We start from the raw sequence: 17960 nt of genomic DNA, 5'->3' as shown, positions 1-17960 counted from the left end.
TCATGCGACTTCCAGTGTTGAAGAACGCTTCTGCATTACTTCCAGTATTTTAGCGACCTTCTCGCCAATATAATCCAAATCCAATCCACAGCATGCACAAGCAAGAATTGCGGCCAGCAGGTTCTGCACCATGCTGGACTGTATCTCCATCATAGCTGACAACCCGGCCAACGCTATACGGCAATATATTTTTTCTCCCTTGCAGACTAGTAAATGCTGATGATCAACAAAAGCTGCCAGGCCATTTTTTTGGCAATGTTCGATGATTCTGGGGTTATTGGCACGCAGGCTGAATAATGCCAGATTGCAATTGGCCACCGTACGCATGCCATATACCAGATCCACATCGGCATTTAATATACAGTACCCTTGCTGCGTCACACTGCGGAGTATCACTTCCTTGACATGCACTAAATCCTTTGAATAAAGGGGATCACTTGTTTCAGGAGCCACCTCGTTAACATTCATTACAATGCCGATATTGCAGTGATCAAAAGCTAATCCATGCTCAAGGATATCTTCCGCACTACACTCAAAGACGCCAAAATCGACAATGGGATCTCTTAACACCATATTAATCTGCCTAAATGCACTATCCTGTTTATGTGGGATTTTGTGCCGCCCAATATAAGTGCCTTCTGCAGAGGTTGAACCTGCTGAATAACCGTATTCGCAAGCGAGCGCAGATATCAGCCTGATTAGAGCTCGGTTGAATTTCAAACCCGTCGCGGCAATTATCGGAATGCGAGATGGTTGATTATTGGGATAGAGCATATCAATAATAGGGGCAGCCACATTTCTGGCGATGCCTTTATCCGGACAAAGATGCATGCGCAGCCCGGGGGCGGCATTCACCTCGAGTACAGCGCCCTTGGTTTCATTAAGCGGTAAACGAATATCCTCAGCAATGACATCAATTCCACAAATATCGAGATGCATGAGGCGGGCAATCCGCTCTGCCAGAAAAACATTATAGGGGTGGATCTGGGCTGTCACGTCAATCGAAGTGCCGCCAGTGCTGATATTTGCAGTCTGTTTTAAATACAGTATTTGCCCTGAAGGAACAATGCAGTTCAGGGAAAATCCCTGCTCAGTCAGAAGAGATAGCGTATGCTGATCAATTTTAATAGTAGTAAGGTAGTTTTCGTGGTGTTCACCGCGATGAGGATCTTGATTTACCTTGGCAATAAGTTCCTCTACCGTATGATTGCCAGTTCCCACAATCATTGCCGGGACGCGCTTGGCAACCGCTATTAACTTATAATTAATGACCAGAAACCGGAAGTCCTGCCCTGTAATATATTTTTCGACTATGACTGAGCTTGACAATTTTTTCGCGGAATCAAAGGCCTCGTACGCTTTTTCCAGGCTGTTGATATTAGTGGTTATGCCGCGGCCATGGTTGCCATCGATTGGTTTAATGACACAGGGAAAACCAATTCTGTCAATCGCTTTATCCAATGCCTGCTGGTTTCTGACAATGCATCCTTGAGGCACTGGAATCAATTGTGAGGCGAGAATCTCTTTGGTTCTTTCCTTATCACAGGCATTGTCTACGCCAATACTACTGGTTTGTGAGGTAATTGTCGCAGAAAGAAGCCTTTGGTTAGCGCCTTGCCCCAGTCTGATAAGCGATTCCTCATTAAGATGGTAATAAGGAATATTTCTTTTCTCGGCTTCTTTCAGGATTGACAGGGTGCTTGGTCCTGGTTGCTCAGCAGCTATAATTTCTTTCAGGTGTTGTAAGTCTTTTTCCAAAGAAAGATATGGTTTTCCCAAGGCTAGGCATTCAACAATTGATATTGCAGTTTTCGCCGCATAGTAACCCGCTTGTTCAATCTCATAACTAAAAACAATTTGATAGATGCCTTTTTTTCCTAAGGCGCGAGTTCTGCCGAAACTACATTTCATCCCAACCAGACATTGCAATTCCTGGGCAAGATGCTCAATGACATAACTTAAAGGGGCTCCCTCCTGGAGCCGTTTCAGAAATCCCCCTGCGCCATTATCGGTACAAGGGTGTGTGGCGAGAGAGGGAAGCAGCCTTTCCAATGCCTGAGTAAATCCCTGAATCGAATTACTCTGATGAGTTTCATAGTGGAGCAAGTCCAGCTTGATCACCATCAGCCGAGTGTGCGTATTTGACCAATAATTAGGGCCGCGCAAAATTTGTAAGTTCAGAATTTCCATTTTACCAGAGCTCTCCTTGTCTCTAACAAATGTCTAAGTTCTTAACTGCAATTTTAAATAGGTGTACTGTTTATTATTTCAACTTCACAGGCTTTCAATCCTTTCGCTTCTTTACAGGGAGAAAAACTCACTTCCGCACCTTCTGAAAGTGTTCTGAATCCAGTTGCCTGAATATTGCGAAAATGAACAAAATAATCCTGTCCTTCAGCCTGGATAAATCCAAAGCCTTTTTTTGGATCAAACCATTTTACTTTACCTGTTAATCGTTCAGTCATTCTACTCTCCAAAAATACTTTGAGTTAAAGAAGAACTGAAAACGATAACCTGTTCTTATTCTTCTAAAAATAGAGGTTTTAATCTTTAGGCTAATGGTTAACCACTATAAACATTAAACCAGGGGAAGCATAACCTGAAAAATTGCGCCTTTATTTTCACCTTTGCTATGGGCTTCCATAAATCCGCTATGCAATTTGACCAGATAAGCGGAAAGTGCAAGGCCAATTCCCATACCTTCTTTCGCTTTGATACTGTCTTTTTCATTGAATAGTGAAAGAATTTTGGCAAGCTGTTCCTTCTTCATCCCAATGCCTTCATCTTCAAAAATAATTTGTGCATAGCTTTTTTTATTTAAAACCAGATGATGGGTTTTAATCAACAGTTTTCCCTCTTCCATGCTGAATTTAATCGCATTGGCAAGTAGATTGCTAAAGACCTGCTTAATTCGAAAAGAGTCTGCCCGAATGATGAGCGGGTGAGGGTGCAGGGATTTGTTCGTCACTATATTTTTGTTTTTTGCAAGGGGGTTCAGTGACTGTAGTGACTTATTTAGAATGGAGTTCACATCGGTAAATTCAAACTCCATCGGTGTTTTATTTAATAGCACTTCAGAAATATGAATCAAATAATCAATAATTTTATTCTGCCGCAGTGCACTTTCCTCAATGAGATTAAGGCCGGTCAATAATTTATCGGAAGAGAATGATGTGGTTTTTAATAATTGCGCCCAAGTTAAAATTGCAGTAAGCGGTGAGCGAAGATCATGGGAAAGAACTGCCATAAATAATTTCCTGGCATAGTTCTCCTCCGTTGAAGTGGTTTTATAAAGGCTTGAGAGGCATTTAATTTCGCATTGCTGCAATACATTACCAATATGTGAGGCAATCAATTCCAGGCCGTAAATTGTTATTTCGCCGGGTTTATCAGGATGGGGCCAATCGATGAGGAGGTTGCCTGCTGCAGTTTTGGTGGAGGTAGAAACAGGAATCATAAGAAAGTGTTTGACCTCGGCATGCCGGGTGCTTGAGTCAATAATATAAAAGCAGTTGCTTAATTTCTCAGCTGTTTGGCATTGTTGAAAAATGAGGGCGGAATTGGCGTTAATTCTGGTTCCCTGTTCAATGATAACCGGAGAAGTATCTGTATTTTCCAAATAAATCTGGGCATATGACAGCCTGAACACATGGATGATCATGCGAAGATTTTCTTTCAGTAAATCATACAGATTTTCCTTATCGGCATTCTGAGTAGTCAACTGATGCAGACAGTGCATCAGTTGATGCACATTGGGTAACGATTCAAGGGTTTCGCTGTTCATTAATAGTCTTCAATAATAAACCAGTTTGCAGATTTGATAAACGATGTGGACCGTATACTGAACTGCTTTGCCGCAATTGCTATCTAGCTGTCCTGGTGCAAGGGTAAAAATGAATTGTCAAGCAGTTCTATTCTATTTAAGATACGCAATAATTGATTATTCAGGAAGTTAAATCAATGCATAATTCAAATTTCTGTGTTTATCTGGTGGAAGATGATCTTTCAATCAGCCGGGCGCTAATGGCATTGTTTGAGTCAGTTCAGATCGAGGTGATTTGCTATAACGATCCCCATTTCTTTCTGGAGGCATTTAAACGCGGTGAGGTCCGAAATGGCTGTATCATCCTGGATGTAAGACTTCCCAATATAGGTGGGCTGGAATTGCAGGAAAGCCTTACCCAAAATAACAATTTATTACCGGTTATTTTCATTACCGCCCACGGCGATATTGAAATGGCCGTCAGAGCAATGAAAATCGGTGCCTTTGATTTTATTCCCAAGCCTTTCAACAATCAGCAGTTATTGGCGGCTGTGCAGAAATCATTTGCTGCCATTCCTTTATGTAATAATGTTACCCAATTTAAAGACAATATGATGAAACTAACCCCACGTGAAAAAGAAGTCCTGGGGTATGTAATTAATGGGAAAATGAATAAGGAAATTGGTTATACCCTTAATATTGCGCTATCAACAGTGGAAATACACCGTGCGAATATCATGCGAAAACTGGGAATGAAAAACCTTGCTGAATTAATAAATTATTATTTGCTGACGCGTCAGGTTAGCAACAACAATCTGGTGGGCTCCTGTAATTAAGTTACGCCGTTACAGCGGCTCCTCAGGCCGAACCGATTGAGATAAAAGCTGAGGATTGGCTGTTCGCACTTTTGAGAGTTTCTCAGCAATAAGAGGCACTGGAATGATTAAATATGAAATCTGTGTTGAAGTTCATCCTGATATTTTTGAGCAATACATGAAATGGCTGGATGGCCATGCAGGCAAATTGCTGGGCATTGAAGGCTTTCTGAGGGCGGAGGTGCTGACTTTAATACAAAGCGGACCGGCTCAATGGAAAAGGATTAAAGTCGATTACTACCTGAAGAACTATTTAGCTTATCAGTCCTATCTAGAGCATCACGCAGTGCTTATGCGAAGCGAAGTGCCTGATGATTTTAAGGGATTTTACAGTATTGAGCGGAATGTTTATGAGATAAGTGAGATAATCAGGAAGTAGTTATTAGAATTGTCTTAGCAAACTACTTTTGGAATATTATCGATAAGAGATCTAATACTTTATTTTGAGCTTCTATCTCAATAATGCCTAATTTTTTCAAAATACGAATACGATCCCGCCTAAGCGGGAGGATCACTGGCGCTCGTAGATGGATAACAAATTGGGTGAATAGGCGGGTGAGACTTATACATTAAATCTGAAATGCATCACATCACCGTCACGAACAATATATTCTTTGCCTTCCAATCTCAATTTACCTGCTTCCTTGGAACCTTGCTCACCGCGGTATTGAAGAAAATCCTCATAAGCGATGACTTCGGCACGTATAAAGCCTTTCTCAAAATCTGTATGGATGACACCGGCTGCCTGTGGGGCAGTGGCGCCTTTTGCGACAGTCCAGGCACGAACTTCCTTAACGCCGGCGGTAAAATAGGTTTGTAAGCCCAGTAAATCATGCCCCGCACGAATAACACGGTCAAGGCCGGGCTCGGAAATACCGAGTTCCTTCATGTATTCCTGGCGTTCTTCATCGTCCAAATCGACCAGGTCGGATTCTGTGGAAGCACATAAAGCCACAACTTTGGCATTTTCCTGAGCTGCCAAATCCTGGACCTGCTTAAGATAAGGATTATTCTCGTAACCTTCATCACTGACATTGGCAATATATAGAACAGGTTTAGCGGTCAGCAGAAATAATCGTTTAATGACCTGTTCTTCTTCTGCACTTAAAGTAAGGGTTCTTACGGGCAATCCTTGATCAAGATGGGCTTTTACTTTTTCAAGTGTCTGCTTTTCAAATAGCGCTTCTTTATTACCGCTTTTACTGCCTTTTGCCGCCTTCATCAGAGCCTTGTCGACTGACTCCATATCTGCAAGGGCCAGTTCAGTATTAATGATTTCAATATCAGACAGAGGATCCACCCGGCCATCGACATGAATCACGTCAGAATTATCAAAGCAGCGTACGACATGGGCAATAGCGTCTGTTTCGCGAATGTTTGCCAGAAACTGGTTTCCAAGGCCTTCGCCTTTGGCAGCCCCTTTTACAAGGCCCGCTATATCTACAAATTGCATGGTTGTTGGAACTGTTTGCTGCGGCTTCACTATTTCGCTCAAAGCATCAAGACGTGGATCGGGGACTGTAACAATTCCCACATTCGGTTCTATAGTACAAAAAGGGTAGTTGGCCGCTTCAATTCCCGCTCTCGTCAGGGCATTGAATAATGTTGATTTACCCACATTCGGCAAGCCGACAATACCGCATTTGAATCCCATAGTAACCTCACATTAGATCAGGCTAGGTTGCCTGATGAGTAAAAAAAAATGATTTAGCCATTGATAACATTCATTGCCGCAGCAAGATTGCCATCGATGATAGTTGGTACGACTGTAACCGCACGTTCAATCGCATCCAGGATGGATTGCCGATCCTCCTGAACCGGTTTTCCCAGCACATAGCTAAGCACCAGATCCTTATGTCCGGGATGGCCTATCCCTACGCGTAAACGGTGGAATGACTGGCTGCCCAATTGGGTAATAATATCGCGCAGGCCATTGTGTCCGCCATGTCCGCCGCCTGATTTTAACTTGATTCGGCCCGCTGGCAAATCAAGCTCATCGTGAACGACAAGCATTTCTTCCGGTTTTATACGATAAAACTGGCTGACTTCCCGCACAGGAAGACCGCTGTTGTTCATGAAGGTCAAAGGAAGGAGCAGCCTGCAACGCTGACCCTCCAGTGCGGCTAGCTCGGCATGTAATTTCTTTTCAGGTTTAAACGTTAGATTCGAATGTTCCGCCAGGGCTTCCACGAACCATGCACCCGCATTATGCCGGGTAAGAGCATAGGCAGATCCGGGGTTTCGCAGACCGATTATTAATTTAATAGTCATAGAAATCAGGAATGAGTGGGGGAGGCGGACGGCCTCCCCCATAAAAACTATTCAGCTGCTTCTTCAGATTCACCTTCCTCTTCACCAGCAGCACCTCTTGGGGCATGAATGCTGACTACAGGATGGTTATGGCTGCCGTCTGTGAGATCCACTGTGAGCTGAACGCCTTTAGGCAATTTCAGATCAGACAAGTGAATAACCTGGTCCATTACCATGTTTGATAAATCGATTTCGATAAATTCAGGTAAATCTTTAGCCTGGCAACGAACTTCCACTTGCGTCATCGTATGGTTGACGATACCGCCTGCTTTAACAGCTTTGGATTGCTGTTCATTGGTGAAATGGACAGGAACGTGTTTAATTAAAACGTCTTTGGCAGAAACACGTTGCAGATCCATGTGTAAAACGATCGGCTTGTAGGGATGACGTTGTAAGTCTTTCAGAATGACATGCTCAACTTTGCCATCTACTTTCAGGTCAAAAATACTAGAGTAAATGCTTTCCTGCTCAAGTGCTTTGATAACCTTGTTATGTAATAAATGAAGGCTTTGAGGCTTTTTGTCACCGCCGTAAAGAATGGCAGGTACTTTGTTCTCAAGGCGACGCAGGCGGCGGCTCGCACCTTTTCCTATATCAGCTCTTGATTCAGCTTCTAATAAAATAGACATTAAAAAATCTCCAAAATGTAAAAAAATTACTGTATTTACCCGGCATTTTGCCCGCGACCAGGGAAAATGCTAAAATTGCTGGGCAAGGAAGTATACAATAATTTAAATACAACTTGAAGTCAGAGCAGTAATTTCATAGAATATGCCACTTTGTTGAACTTGTGTAAGCCAATGTGGCGAGTGGGAGAATAGCTATGTATGCGGTAATTAAGAGCGGCGGTAAGCAGTACCGTGTCAAAGAAGGCGATGTGTTAAAATTAGAATTGCTGGCCGCAGATGTTGGCAAAGAAATTAACTTTAGCGAAGTATTAATGCTGACAGACGGCGATAAGGTCACTTGTGGTGCTCCTTTAGTGGCTAATGCCTCTGTAACTGCAGAAGTGCTTGATCATGGCCGACATAAGAAAGTTAGAATCATTAAATTCAGACGTCGTAAGCACCATATGAAAAAAATGGGGCACCGACAATATTATACGCAGGTTAAAATTACTGCGATTAGCAAGTAGAGGGGAGAGAAATGGCTCATAAGAAAGCGGGTGGTAGTACGCGTAACGGACGCGACTCGAATCCCAAGTATCTTGGTGTAAAACGTTTCGGCGGTCAGCTTGTGAATGCGGGCGAGATTCTTGTTCGTCAACGCGGTACACGTTTCCATGCTGGTGTTGGTGTTGGCTGTGGTCGTGATCATACACTGTATGCTCTGGTTACTGGTTATGTTGTATTCAATGTTAAAGGCGACAAAAACCGTAAGTTTGTAAATATCAAAGCAATTGAAGAGCAGGCATAATCTGTTCTTACAGATGACAGCTTTTATAAGCCCCGCTACAGGGGCTTTTTTTTTCGGGTAAGAAAGCATGAAATTTGTTGATGAAGCCCTCATTAAAGTTGACGCGGGTAATGGCGGTCACGGCTGTCTAAGCTTTAGACGTGAGAAATTTGTCCCTCGCGGCGGCCCTGATGGCGGAGATGGCGGAGATGGCGGCAGTGTTTTTCTGGAAGGCAGTTCCAGTCTGAATACCCTGGTAGATTTTCGCTATCAGAGGCATTTTAAAGCAGAGAACGGCCAGCCAGGGATGGGCGGAAACTGTACCGGCAAGAAAGGCGAGGACTTAATTATTCCTGTTCCGGTTGGAACCTTGATTTACGACGTCGATACGCATGAATTGCTGGGTGATGTAAGTGTTGAAGGCCAACGCCTGCTGGTTGCGCAAGGCGGCTTTCATGGATTGGGAAACACGCGTTATAAAAGCAGCGTTAATCGTGCCCCGCGCCAGACAACTCCAGGCACCCCGGGTGAGTCTCGTCATTTGCGGCTTGAGTTAAGAGTACTGGCAGATGTGGGGCTATTGGGTCTTCCCAATGCCGGGAAATCAACCTTAATCCGCGCTGTATCAGCAGCAAGGCCCAAAGTTGCTGATTATCCGTTTACTACTCTGCATCCCAGTCTGGCGGTAGTGAGCGTATCTTCGCATAAAAGCTTTGTAATGGCTGATATCCCCGGCTTAATTGAAGGTGCTGCAGAGGGTGCTGGCCTTGGTCATCGTTTTTTAAGGCATTTATCGCGTACCTGCATCTTATTGCATGTCATCGATATGGCTCCTGTTGATAACAGCGACCCGGTTGAAGCGGCAAAAACAATAATCAATGAGTTAAAGGAATATGATCCTGCCTTGCTGCAGAAACCTCGCTGGTTAGTGCTTAATAAAATTGACATGCTGCCCGATCCGGTGGAAAGGGAGGCTGCGATCAATGCAGTGATTGACGGTTTGAATTGGACCGATAAGGTATTTTGCATATCGGCCATGACTGGCGAAGGCACGCAGCAGCTTTGCTATTCACTCATGCAATTGATTGATGAGATGAAGCAGACGGAAGCATAGCCACTCTGCGGCCAGGTGCACCACCAGGGGGCTGCGATAGGGCAGTGAATGGGTTTCGCTGCCTCGTTCTTCCCCTTTGCGCCAGTGAATGGTCAGTATGGAAGTAGCGGTGCCTGGGATTTCCTGCCAATATTCGTTTAAACCCTCAATTTGAAATTGTAATTCTGCCTGAGGATTTTCCGTAAATTGTAATCGCTGCCAGTTTTCCGGTTTTTGGATTAATGTTTGCAGATGCCCCCCGGTGGCCTGATCGCTAATGACGATGCCAGCCCCTGGAACAGCAAGTGCTTTAATAAACTCTTCAGATGCTTTTTTATCGCTCTGGGTAATCAGGTGCGGGCGGAGGATTGGCTCCACGATCGCATTGATTTGCATGATTAGTTCCGGTTTACAACGCACCTTGCATTCTACATAAGGCGTATCAAGACGATAGCCGGTAATACAGTCGATACCTTGCAGGGCATCGTCCATCTGCTGGGCAATCTGACCTTCCGCTACTCCAAAAGCGCGCCATTTTAAAAGCCGTGTGTTTTCATGCTCCGTCGATTGCAGTCTGGGTAGCACATAGTCGTTAAACATAGGATAGCATTCACGGGGCGGGCCAGGCAGCAGGAAAAACAGTTGTCCTTCCCATTCGCAAACACAGCCCATGGCAGTGCCCTGTGGGTTGGGCAAAAGGATAGCATTGGGAGGGAACTGAGCCTGCTGCCGATTCCCTCCGGTTAAGGCAAGATTACTTTTGAGAAGACGGTTCCGAACATGTTCAAAAGCCTCGGGAAACTCAACCAGTGTGGTTCTCATAAATTGGCCAAGCGCAAAGCGTGTCCTATCATCTGAGGTCGGCCCAAGTCCGCCAGTTATTATAAGAATGGAATGATCTTTTGCTAAAAACTGAATGCACTCCTGTATATCTTCCTGCTTATCGCTGCAAGCCATGTGCCGGCCAACAGTGAGGCCTTCGGAGCTAAGTGAGCGGGCAAGATAATGCGCATTACTGTTCAGTGTATCTCCATTGATTATCTCATCGCCGGTAGCAAGCAGGGCAATAGTCATTTTTGAGTTCCCAGTTTAAACACGATGAATGGTTACCTGCGGGAATGGCATTTCGATTCCCTCAAGTTCAAATTTTTCTTTGATAATTTCCTGTAACTGGTTTTTCACCAGGGAGTGGTTCTCTGTATCAACCCATACCATGAATTTTAGCTGAATCGCTGAATCGGCAAAATTGTTAATATTGACATTAGGTGCCGGATCTTTAAGGACCAGAGGGCAATGGTTAGCAATATCCAGCAACGTTGTTTTGACTTGATTAATATTGCTTTGATAAGCCACCCCAATGATTAAATCAATGCGGCGGGTATCAAAATAATTAAGATTGGCAAGTTCAGATTTAATGAGTACTTCATTAGGAATGCGGATGAGTTTGTTGTCTGAGGTACGCAATTTGGTAGAGAGTAAATCAATGGATTCAACCACGCCATTAATCCCTTTTAATTCAATGGTGTCGCCAACTTTAAAAGGATGTTCGAATAATAGAAAAATTCCACTAATTAAATTGGATGCTGCTGTCTGGGAGGCGAAACTGATTGCGACGGTAAAAATACCGGCAGCACCCAGCAGTACGCCTAATTTGAAGCCCAAATGCTGTAAGCTGGACACAGTGAAGAGCCCGAGAATGACATAGAAGACAATACGGCTTATCAATAAGGCATGGTGTCTGGAAAAACGTTTAATGATAGAACGGTTGGTCAGGCTGCTAATACGCTGGGCAACAATATAGCCGGTTATGATCAAGCCGGCAGCATAAAGAAAACTGAGCAATTTGGTACTGTTAATAAAACTAATGGTGGTATTGAGTAATTCAGTCATATTGAAGTCAAAACAAAGAAAACGGCTAGTATAATACGATAACTCTTTTAAAAACAAAATTCTGTCACGCCGCGCAGCCTTCGAATCCCCGCGGCATCGACCCATAGCTATCTACACAAATATTTTCCCCGTCCGAATCCCCGCGGCAGCGACCGCGGGGCCCATGTCTGGTGGCCGAAAATACTCTTTGAGTTTGCAATGTTGCCAATAAATAGAGAGTGAAAAGGCACAAGACTGATGCCCTGAGTAGGCATCATGTGGGCCCCACGGTCGCTGCCGTGGGGATTCGGAGCGGGAAAAAAATATTTGTGTAGATAGCTATGGGCAATAAACGAGGGGATTCGACTTATTTGGATAGCGATGAGTGAGCCATTTTATGGTATCCTAGTTTAAAAAGTAATCATATGAACTGAGGGTGAGAATGTTATTCTTTTTCAAGGGCTTGCCGGTAGAAGTTACAACTCTGATTTTAGAAAAGTTGACTGATCCAAAGGATCGGATGGCTTTTTCCCAAATAGATCAATATACCAAACAATTCCGCGATAAGTTGACGATTGAAACATTGTTGAAAAAAGTAGCAAATGGGGAGAAAGATGAGGTTATCAAGATTATAAAGGCTCATCCTGAATCGCTAGGCTTTTATGGTTGCATTACAGATCGCGCCGGGAGAGAGTTTGGTTTAACGAGCGCTTTTCGCCTGGCATTATGGTGTCTGGATATCGAGCTTTGCATAATGATTGTGAATCATGTGAAATCGCTTGCCCCAGAATTGCGCGCAAAATATCTCGACCTCCTGGAAAAGCAGCTTGATGTTCATCTAAAAGAGGGGCTCACGTATACTTTTCAATCACAAATCTATACTTCTTTTTTTTATGATTTGAATGAAATAATAAACGAATTGAAAAAGCCCCTCCAGCAACTTGACTTCCAAAAAATAAATAATTTGCAATTCGCGTACCCTGTTTTTCTTGTCCAAGTCTATTGCCATCATGACAGGCCTTTTGCCAAAGTCCTGGAAACAGGAGACTTTATCCCCACTGTACGGGCGATAAAATATAAAGACGGTATAAAGTATAAAAGCTGGTACGACGAAGAAAACCAGAAAACCCAATGTGTAAGGCTTCGGGAAAATGCTGGATTATCGGTTGGCGATGAAGGGACCTATGCTGATTTATATGTACTTACAAAAGAAAAGATTAGTTTTATGGATGTTCCCGAAAAAATTAATATTGATTGGAACGCTTTAACGTTAATTCAGGCAAAATTTTTAGAATTCTATAACAATCTCCCAGCACTTTTATCAAGTGAAGCGAAGGCAGCGGACGCTTTAAATGCGCCTGAAAAAGACGAGGATTATACTGAAAATTATACTCGTTCTCCCTGCAGGAACTAAAAGCGATTGCCAAGCATAGTACTGCTGATTTAATTATTCAGGGCAATAACCAGGTTCAAATTGGACGCAAAAAGCAGCCACAGTATGTAGGGAAGCAATAACCAGGCAATCGTTTTCTGCGATTTATTCGCTTCAATGAATAAAATTACATTCAAACAGGTTAAGGCAATAAGCCAGATTGCACTCGGTATTAACCAGTGCAATCCAAAAAAGAGTGGTGTCCAGGCCCAATTCATCAGCATTTGTAAAGCAAAAAGCATAGCCACTCTTTTAGAAGACAACTTACTATGATTTGATAGCCTCCAGGCAACAACAGCAAGAAGGGCATATAAAAGGGTCCACACAAGCGAAAAGACGAACCCGGGCGGGGTGAGGGACGATTTATGAAGATTATTATACCAAGGCTCAAGATTTGCCTGAGTGAGTAAACCCAGCGCCAAGCCGATGACTTCGAAAAGCACAATCCAAAACACTAACTTCATCGTATTCAAGCGCAAGATTATTTCTCCAAAAAATTAATTTTTGATTTTTACAACATTCATTTTTAAAGTATAAGGCAGGAATATTCTTGTGGTTAATCAGCAAAAATTATTTCAGTAAGTAAAAGTAGATGTTTTAGCACTTGCCAATTACAATGGTTTTTTTTTCTGAAGCTGATCATTATGACTGAGCCTACTATTAGCTGCCCTTCCTGTAAAAGCGAGATCAAGTTAACCGAATCGCTGGCGGCCCCGCTGATCGAAACAACCAAAAAACAGTTCCACCAGCAGCTGCTGGAAAAAGATCAGGAAATATTTATCAAGGAAGAAGCGGTCAGGCAAAAAGAAAAACTGCTGTTACAGGAAAAACAGCAAATGGAAAAACAGATCGCTGAAGAGCTGGAAACGCAATTGAAAAAAGAGCGCGCCCGGATTATTGAAGAAGAAGCCCAGAAAGCCAGATTGCTGGTGGGTTCCGATTTGGAGAACAGGCAAAAGGAAATCGCAGAATTACAGACAATTCTTAAATCCCGTGATGAGAAGCTTGCCGAAGCGCAGAAAATGCAGGCTGAATGGATTAAAAAACAGCGTCAATTGGAAGATGATCGGCGTGAGATGGAGTTAACCATTGAAAAGCGGATTAACGAAGGATTAGAGTCAGTCAGATCCAAAGCGCGTCAGGAAGCCGAGGATGGACTGGTGTTAAAGATCAGGGAAAAAGAACAGACCATTTCCAGTATGCAAAAGCAGATTGAAGACTTGAAGAGAAAAGCCGAACAGGGCTCGCAGCAATTGCAGGGTGAGGTACAGGAATTGATTCTGGAATCCATGCTGCAAACCAAATTCCCTTTTGATTTAATAGAGCCAGTCCCTAAAGGGGAGTTTGGCGGCGATGTTTTGCAGCGTGTGTTTGGCGGTAACCAACAGGCTTGCGGCAGTATTTTATGGGAGTCCAAGCGCACCAAAAACTGGAGCGATGGCTGGTTGAGTAAACTGCGCGAAGATCAACGCAGCGCCAAGGCTGAAATTTCGGTTTTAGTCAGCCAGGCTTTACCCGATGGAGTTGAAACCTTTGATCTGATTGATGGTGTTTGGGTAACCCACCCTAAAGCCGCTTTTCCAGTCGCAACGGTTCTCCGCCAGACTCTTTTAGAGTTGTCTCTGGCGAGAAAATCGTCCGAAGGCCAGCTAAGCAAAATGGAAATGATCTACCAGTATCTGACAGGTTCCCGCTTTCGCCAGCGGGTAGAGGCGATCGTAGAAGCCTTTTCATCCATGCAGACTGATCTTGAAAAAGAGCGTAAAGCCATCATGAAGCAATGGGCAAAGCGCAGTGAACAAATTGAGCGGGTCATGAATGCAACGGTTGGCATGTATGGCGATCTACAGGGCATTGCCGGTAAATCCCTGCAGGAAATTGAAGGCCTGGAGTTCAAAATGCTGGAATCTGATAGTTCAGAATAGGTATTTTTTAATCCAAAATTCTATCCCCTCAACCCACTACGTACCGCGACATGTTCGCGGTTTCCAAATTCATACTGGCTGACCAAGCCAAAGCGGTTAACGACATTCCTGGAGTGTACTAAAAACTTCAGGGGCCAGGCCTGTTTTCCTTAGCGCCGAATTCCAGTATTATCGTTCGAGAACAAGGATGTTTAATGGAGCTTTAATTGAGCTACTCACCCCCCAAAAGAAAATTCTGCTATTTATTTTCGTGTAAACAAGTCATTCCTTTATTAACAGCTCTCTGCATCAGCAATGCTTCCTGGGCGGTGGATTGGACTGGTTCAGTATCCAATGACTGGTTTGACCCCCTTAACTGGATACCGGGCGTGCCCGCTGCAGGGGATTCGGCGATTATCGACACTATTATTCCCAACCCGACTGAAGTTAACAGCAGCTCAACCGCCTTTCTGACTTCATTACTCATCGGCGATCTTAATGAAGGAACGTTTAATATCGTTAACGGCGGAATAGTAAGCAATTTTCTTGGCAGCATCGGAACGAATGCCGGCTCAACTGGAACAGTCACTGTAAGTGGTGCCGGCTCGCAGTGGAATAATGCTGCAGTTTTGGAAATAGGCGGTTTTGGTACAGGCACATTAACGATTCAGGACGGTGCCGCAGTGACTGCCGGGAATGCAACAATAGGTCTGCTAGCCGGCTCTCTTGGCATCTTATCGATGGATAAGGGTTCGCTGACTATCAACGGCCAATGGCTGATTGGTTATGATGGAACAGCTGATGTCACCATGAGTAATGGCAGTCAGGTCAATACGAATAGCACTGTTGTTGCTAATACGGCCAATTCAGTAGGCATTATTGATGTACAGGGACAGGGCACGCAGTGGAATAACAGCGGTAACCTGGTCATTGGAAACCAGGGATTCGGCGATTTGTGCATCTGCGATGGTGGTGTCGTTAACAACTGGGCGGCAGTTCTCGGTGCACAGCTTGGTTCAACGGGTGTGGTGGGGGTTGAAGGTCAGGGCTCACAGTGGAATAACAAGGGTAGTTTAATCATTGGATTATTGTCCGATGGCAGTTTATCGATTGTTGATGGGGGGCTGGTCACTTCCCAATCAGCCGTAATTGCAAGCGGGGCCAATTCGGTTAGTACAGCAGATATTTTCGGCCAGAACTCTCATTGGTTCAACCGCGGCAATTTAATTGTCGGGGATAGTGGAAATGGCAGCCTGTTCATAACGGATGGCGGCACCGTCAGCAACCAGCAGGCTGTCATTGCCGCCAATGCAGGTTCTACTGGCGCGGCACTTGTGCAGGGTGAGGGTTCGCGCTGGAATAATTTATCCCTGGTGATTGGGCAACACTCAGCCGGAGCGCTTAGCATCCAGAGTGGCGCTCTGGTCAATGTAATGCAGCAAACTATTTTGGGTGGCGGCCCTGCCTTGTTGGAAATTGTGGCGAATGGGGTGTTGCAGACTAATCAGCTAATCGGTAACAGTGTTTTTATTGGAACTCATCTTGATGGTGGCATCCTGAGAGCCAATGGGAATAACAATGCATTTATCAGCGGATTTCTTCCTGGGCAGCTGTTCTTAAGTTGCCAGGGCCTGGCGATTGACTCCAATGGTTTTAATATTGCTACTGACAATGTCTTTGATGGATGCGGGGGCTTAACCAAGACTGGTCCTGGCCAGCTAACACTGGGCGGCCAGCAGGCCTATACTGGATCTACAACCGTTAATCAGGGTGTATTACGGATTGATGGCAGCCTGCCCGGAGAGGTTGAGGTGCTGGCTGGCGCTCGTTTGCAGGGCACAGGCTCTATGGGTACTGCGGTAGTTGCCGGAAATATTGCGCCGGGCAATTCAATAGGGACTTTGTCTGTCCTTGGAAATTACCTGCAGTTGCCGGGGTCTGTCTATGAATTGGAAATTAATACATCCGGCCAGTCGGATTTAATTAATGTGGGCGGCACGGCTACTATTGCAGGAGAGGTAGTATTGCTGCGTGCTCCTGGAATTTACACCCCCGGCACACGTTATACGATTTTAACCGCTCAGGGCGGTGTAATCGGGACTTATAGCAATCTGAACGAGAGCTTGCCTTTTCTTAATATTTTCCTGGCTTATGATCCTCAGCATGTCTATCTCGATATTGAGCGGAATGGACTTCGATTTTCAACTGCGGCATTGACAGTTAATCAATTCAATACGGCGGAAGGCATTGAGAGCCTGGGTGCTGGAAATGCCGTATATGATGCCATCAGTAATCTGGGGAGCTTGTATTTGGCTCCGCAAGCCTTAGACAGCCTTTCCGGTGAAATTCATGTGTCAACGCTCGGTGCGTTTATGGAAGAAAGCCGCTATCTCCGCTATGCAGCCATGAATCGGCTGCAGCAGGCCTCCTCCGCGCGGGAGGGTTTGCAGGTGGATGCCAAACAACGCCATCAATCCTTATCCGGTGTGACCTGGTGGGGACAGGGCTTCGGGGCTTGGGGTGAGCTTGAGGGTAATGGCAATGCCGCGCAAACCGATCGTTCCACCCGAGGATTTTTTCTGGGAGCCGATACCGCTTCGGGATTGCCGATGCGTATGGGTGTAATTGGCGGCATCAGCCATTCGGATATAAAGGTTTATGCTCGCAACTCCTGGGTATCCAGTGATAACTACCATCTGGGACTTTATGCGGGCAGCCGTCTGGCGAGTTTGAGTCTGCGTGGCGGCGCGGCCTATAGCTGGCATGATATTCACAGCCATCGCAATATTGTTTTTCCCGGGTTTTCCAATGCAGTCAAAGCCAATTCGAATGGAGATACTGCGCAGTTGTTCGCAGAGCTCGGTTATCCTTTAATTCTTAATCGAGTTGAACTGGAACCTTTTGCTGGTGGCAGTTATGTCAATGTGGAATCAAGGCGATTTTTTGAAACAGGCAGTGCTGCGGCACTGAATGGCCGCGGCCAGGAGAATCTTTTTTATTCGACGCTGGGCTTGCGCGAAACATCCAATGTGATGATGAATAATAAACTAATTATCGCACAGCGTTTAATGCTGGGATGGCAGCATGCCAATCATCATCTGGATCCGCAAACATTAATGGCGTTTAATAGCGGCAGTAGCGGATTTACTATTTACGGCAGCCCGCTTGCGCGCGACTCTATTCTTCTCGATGCCGGCTTATTATTGCAGCGTCCGGAAACTGACAATCTGCAGTTAAAACTTTCTTATATTGCCCAATGGGCATCGAATGTTCAGGATAATGGTATTATGGGCACGCTGATCTATCGAATGTCATAGAG

General features: G+C 44.7%; 17 protein-coding genes. 8 read left to right on the top strand and 9 right to left on the bottom strand.

From position 1 onward, the window contains the following. From DYH42_RS12095 to DYH42_RS12085, 3 genes are all read right to left on the bottom strand, one after another. Window positions 1–2190 carry a cyanophycin synthetase family protein gene (locus DYH42_RS12095; protein ID WP_058522906.1) on the bottom strand — a complete coding sequence of 730 codons (2190 nt, stop codon included), beginning with the start codon at window positions 2188–2190 and terminating at the stop codon, window positions 1–3. Window positions 2191–2243: 53 nt separating this feature from the next. Further along, on the bottom strand, window positions 2244–2465 hold the full coding sequence (locus tag DYH42_RS12090; protein ID WP_058522905.1) for a cold-shock protein: 222 nt from the start codon (window positions 2463–2465) through the stop codon (window positions 2244–2246). A gap of 113 nt (window positions 2466–2578) precedes the next feature. Continuing rightward, entirely contained in the window at window positions 2579–3784 is a 1206-nt protein-coding gene (locus tag DYH42_RS12085) for a sensor histidine kinase (RefSeq protein ID WP_058522904.1), read from the bottom strand. Window positions 3785–3960: 176 nt separating this feature from the next. On the opposite strand from DYH42_RS12085, the gene DYH42_RS12080 reads away from it, so the two are divergent. Together DYH42_RS12080 and DYH42_RS12075 are read left to right on the top strand one after the other, a co-directional pair. Next, on the top strand, window positions 3961–4599 hold the full coding sequence (locus DYH42_RS12080) for a response regulator transcription factor (protein ID WP_058522903.1): 639 nt from the start codon (window positions 3961–3963) through the stop codon (window positions 4597–4599). A gap of 103 nt (window positions 4600–4702) precedes the next feature. Then, window positions 4703–5017 (top strand): DUF4286 family protein, encoded by a 315-nt coding sequence (locus DYH42_RS12075; protein ID WP_058522902.1) that lies wholly within the window; start codon window positions 4703–4705, stop codon window positions 5015–5017. Window positions 5018–5200: 183 nt separating this feature from the next. Here DYH42_RS12075 and ychF read toward each other — a convergent pair whose 3' ends face one another. Genes ychF through DYH42_RS12055 form a run of 3 tightly spaced genes read right to left on the bottom strand, consistent with a single transcriptional unit; the run spans window position 5201 to window position 7577 of the window. Beyond that, window positions 5201–6292 carry a redox-regulated ATPase YchF gene (ychF, locus tag DYH42_RS12065; protein ID WP_058522901.1) on the bottom strand — a complete coding sequence of 364 codons (1092 nt, stop codon included), beginning with the start codon at window positions 6290–6292 and terminating at the stop codon, window positions 5201–5203. Between the two features lie 53 nt (window positions 6293–6345). Beyond that, on the bottom strand, window positions 6346–6909 hold the full coding sequence (gene pth, locus DYH42_RS12060; protein ID WP_058522920.1) for an aminoacyl-tRNA hydrolase: 564 nt from the start codon (window positions 6907–6909) through the stop codon (window positions 6346–6348). Between the two features lie 47 nt (window positions 6910–6956). Then, window positions 6957–7577 (bottom strand): 50S ribosomal protein L25/general stress protein Ctc, encoded by a 621-nt coding sequence (locus DYH42_RS12055; RefSeq protein WP_058522900.1) that lies wholly within the window; start codon window positions 7575–7577, stop codon window positions 6957–6959. Between the two features lie 194 nt (window positions 7578–7771). On the opposite strand from DYH42_RS12055, the gene rplU reads away from it, so the two are divergent. The 3 genes from rplU (at window position 7772) to cgtA (ending at window position 9457) form a co-directional block, all read left to right on the top strand. Next, complete coding sequence (rplU, locus tag DYH42_RS12050; RefSeq protein ID WP_058522899.1) at window positions 7772–8083, top strand: 50S ribosomal protein L21; 312 nt, start codon at window positions 7772–7774, stop codon at window positions 8081–8083. Window positions 8084–8094: 11 nt separating this feature from the next. Continuing rightward, a complete protein-coding gene (gene rpmA / locus DYH42_RS12045) occupies window positions 8095–8364 on the top strand; it encodes a 50S ribosomal protein L27 (RefSeq protein WP_058522898.1) in 270 nt (89 codons plus the stop codon). Between the two features lie 67 nt (window positions 8365–8431). After that, complete coding sequence (gene cgtA / locus DYH42_RS12040; protein WP_058522897.1) at window positions 8432–9457, top strand: Obg family GTPase CgtA; 1026 nt, start codon at window positions 8432–8434, stop codon at window positions 9455–9457. Here cgtA and DYH42_RS12035 read toward each other — a convergent pair. Together DYH42_RS12035 and DYH42_RS12030 are read right to left on the bottom strand one after the other, a co-directional pair. Further along, on the bottom strand, window positions 9413–10510 hold the full coding sequence (locus DYH42_RS12035; protein WP_058522896.1) for a competence/damage-inducible protein A: 1098 nt from the start codon (window positions 10508–10510) through the stop codon (window positions 9413–9415). The two genes, cgtA and DYH42_RS12035, sit on opposite strands and share 45 nt — an antisense overlap. Window positions 10511–10525: 15 nt before the next feature. Beyond that, the gene (locus DYH42_RS12030; RefSeq protein WP_058522919.1) at window positions 10526–11326 is read right to left on the bottom strand and encodes a mechanosensitive ion channel family protein; all 801 of its coding nucleotides are present in this window, start codon (window positions 11324–11326) and stop codon (window positions 10526–10528) included. A 415-nt stretch (window positions 11327–11741) separates the two neighbouring features. Between DYH42_RS12030 and DYH42_RS12025 the strand changes: the two genes are divergently transcribed. Continuing rightward, a complete protein-coding gene (locus DYH42_RS12025) occupies window positions 11742–12719 on the top strand; it encodes a hypothetical protein (protein WP_131793047.1) in 978 nt (325 codons plus the stop codon). 29 nt (window positions 12720–12748) lie between these two features. Here DYH42_RS12025 and DYH42_RS12020 read toward each other — a convergent pair whose 3' ends face one another. Next, entirely contained in the window at window positions 12749–13201 is a 453-nt protein-coding gene (locus DYH42_RS12020) for a TspO/MBR family protein (RefSeq protein WP_172464995.1), read from the bottom strand. Window positions 13202–13381: 180 nt separating this feature from the next. On the opposite strand from DYH42_RS12020, the gene DYH42_RS12015 reads away from it, so the two are divergent. Both DYH42_RS12015 and DYH42_RS12010 read left to right on the top strand, forming a co-directional pair. Next, window positions 13382–14662: a DUF2130 domain-containing protein gene (locus DYH42_RS12015; protein WP_058522893.1), complete on the top strand. Its 1281-nt coding sequence runs from the start codon at window positions 13382–13384 to the stop codon at window positions 14660–14662. Between the two features lie 206 nt (window positions 14663–14868). Then, window positions 14869–17958 carry an autotransporter outer membrane beta-barrel domain-containing protein gene (locus tag DYH42_RS12010; protein WP_058522892.1) on the top strand — a complete coding sequence of 1030 codons (3090 nt, stop codon included), beginning with the start codon at window positions 14869–14871 and terminating at the stop codon, window positions 17956–17958. Window positions 17959–17960: the final 2 nt, after the last annotated feature.

The sequence above is a fragment of the Legionella birminghamensis genome (genome assembly GCF_900452515.1).
Taxonomy (GTDB): domain Bacteria; phylum Pseudomonadota; class Gammaproteobacteria; order Legionellales; family Legionellaceae; genus Legionella_C; species Legionella_C birminghamensis.
This window is presented reverse-complemented; position numbering and strand designations above follow the sequence as displayed.

Excerpts from the sequence above, each read along its gene's own strand:
- DYH42_RS12095 (WP_058522906.1), bottom strand. The coding sequence starts at position 2,190 with ATGGAAATTCTGAACTTACAAATTTTGCGCGGCCCTAATTATTGGTCA.
- DYH42_RS12090 (WP_058522905.1), bottom strand. The coding sequence starts at position 2,465 with ATGACTGAACGATTAACAGGTAAAGTAAAATGGTTTGATCCAAAAAAA.
- DYH42_RS12085 (WP_058522904.1), bottom strand. The coding sequence starts at position 3,784 with ATGAACAGCGAAACCCTTGAATCGTTACCCAATGTGCATCAACTGATG.
- DYH42_RS12080 (WP_058522903.1), top strand. The coding sequence starts at position 3,961 with ATGCATAATTCAAATTTCTGTGTTTATCTGGTGGAAGATGATCTTTCA.
- DYH42_RS12075 (WP_058522902.1), top strand. The coding sequence starts at position 4,703 with ATGATTAAATATGAAATCTGTGTTGAAGTTCATCCTGATATTTTTGAG.
- ychF (WP_058522901.1), bottom strand. The coding sequence starts at position 6,292 with ATGGGATTCAAATGCGGTATTGTCGGCTTGCCGAATGTGGGTAAATCA.
- pth (WP_058522920.1), bottom strand. The coding sequence starts at position 6,909 with ATGACTATTAAATTAATAATCGGTCTGCGAAACCCCGGATCTGCCTAT.
- DYH42_RS12055 (WP_058522900.1), bottom strand. The coding sequence starts at position 7,577 with ATGTCTATTTTATTAGAAGCTGAATCAAGAGCTGATATAGGAAAAGGT.
- rplU (WP_058522899.1), top strand. The coding sequence starts at position 7,772 with ATGTATGCGGTAATTAAGAGCGGCGGTAAGCAGTACCGTGTCAAAGAA.
- rpmA (WP_058522898.1), top strand. The coding sequence starts at position 8,095 with ATGGCTCATAAGAAAGCGGGTGGTAGTACGCGTAACGGACGCGACTCG.
- cgtA (WP_058522897.1), top strand. The coding sequence starts at position 8,432 with ATGAAATTTGTTGATGAAGCCCTCATTAAAGTTGACGCGGGTAATGGC.
- DYH42_RS12035 (WP_058522896.1), bottom strand. The coding sequence starts at position 10,510 with ATGACTATTGCCCTGCTTGCTACCGGCGATGAGATAATCAATGGAGAT.
- DYH42_RS12030 (WP_058522919.1), bottom strand. The coding sequence starts at position 11,326 with ATGACTGAATTACTCAATACCACCATTAGTTTTATTAACAGTACCAAA.
- DYH42_RS12020 (WP_172464995.1), bottom strand. The coding sequence starts at position 13,201 with ATGAAGTTAGTGTTTTGGATTGTGCTTTTCGAAGTCATCGGCTTGGCG.
- DYH42_RS12015 (WP_058522893.1), top strand. The coding sequence starts at position 13,382 with ATGACTGAGCCTACTATTAGCTGCCCTTCCTGTAAAAGCGAGATCAAG.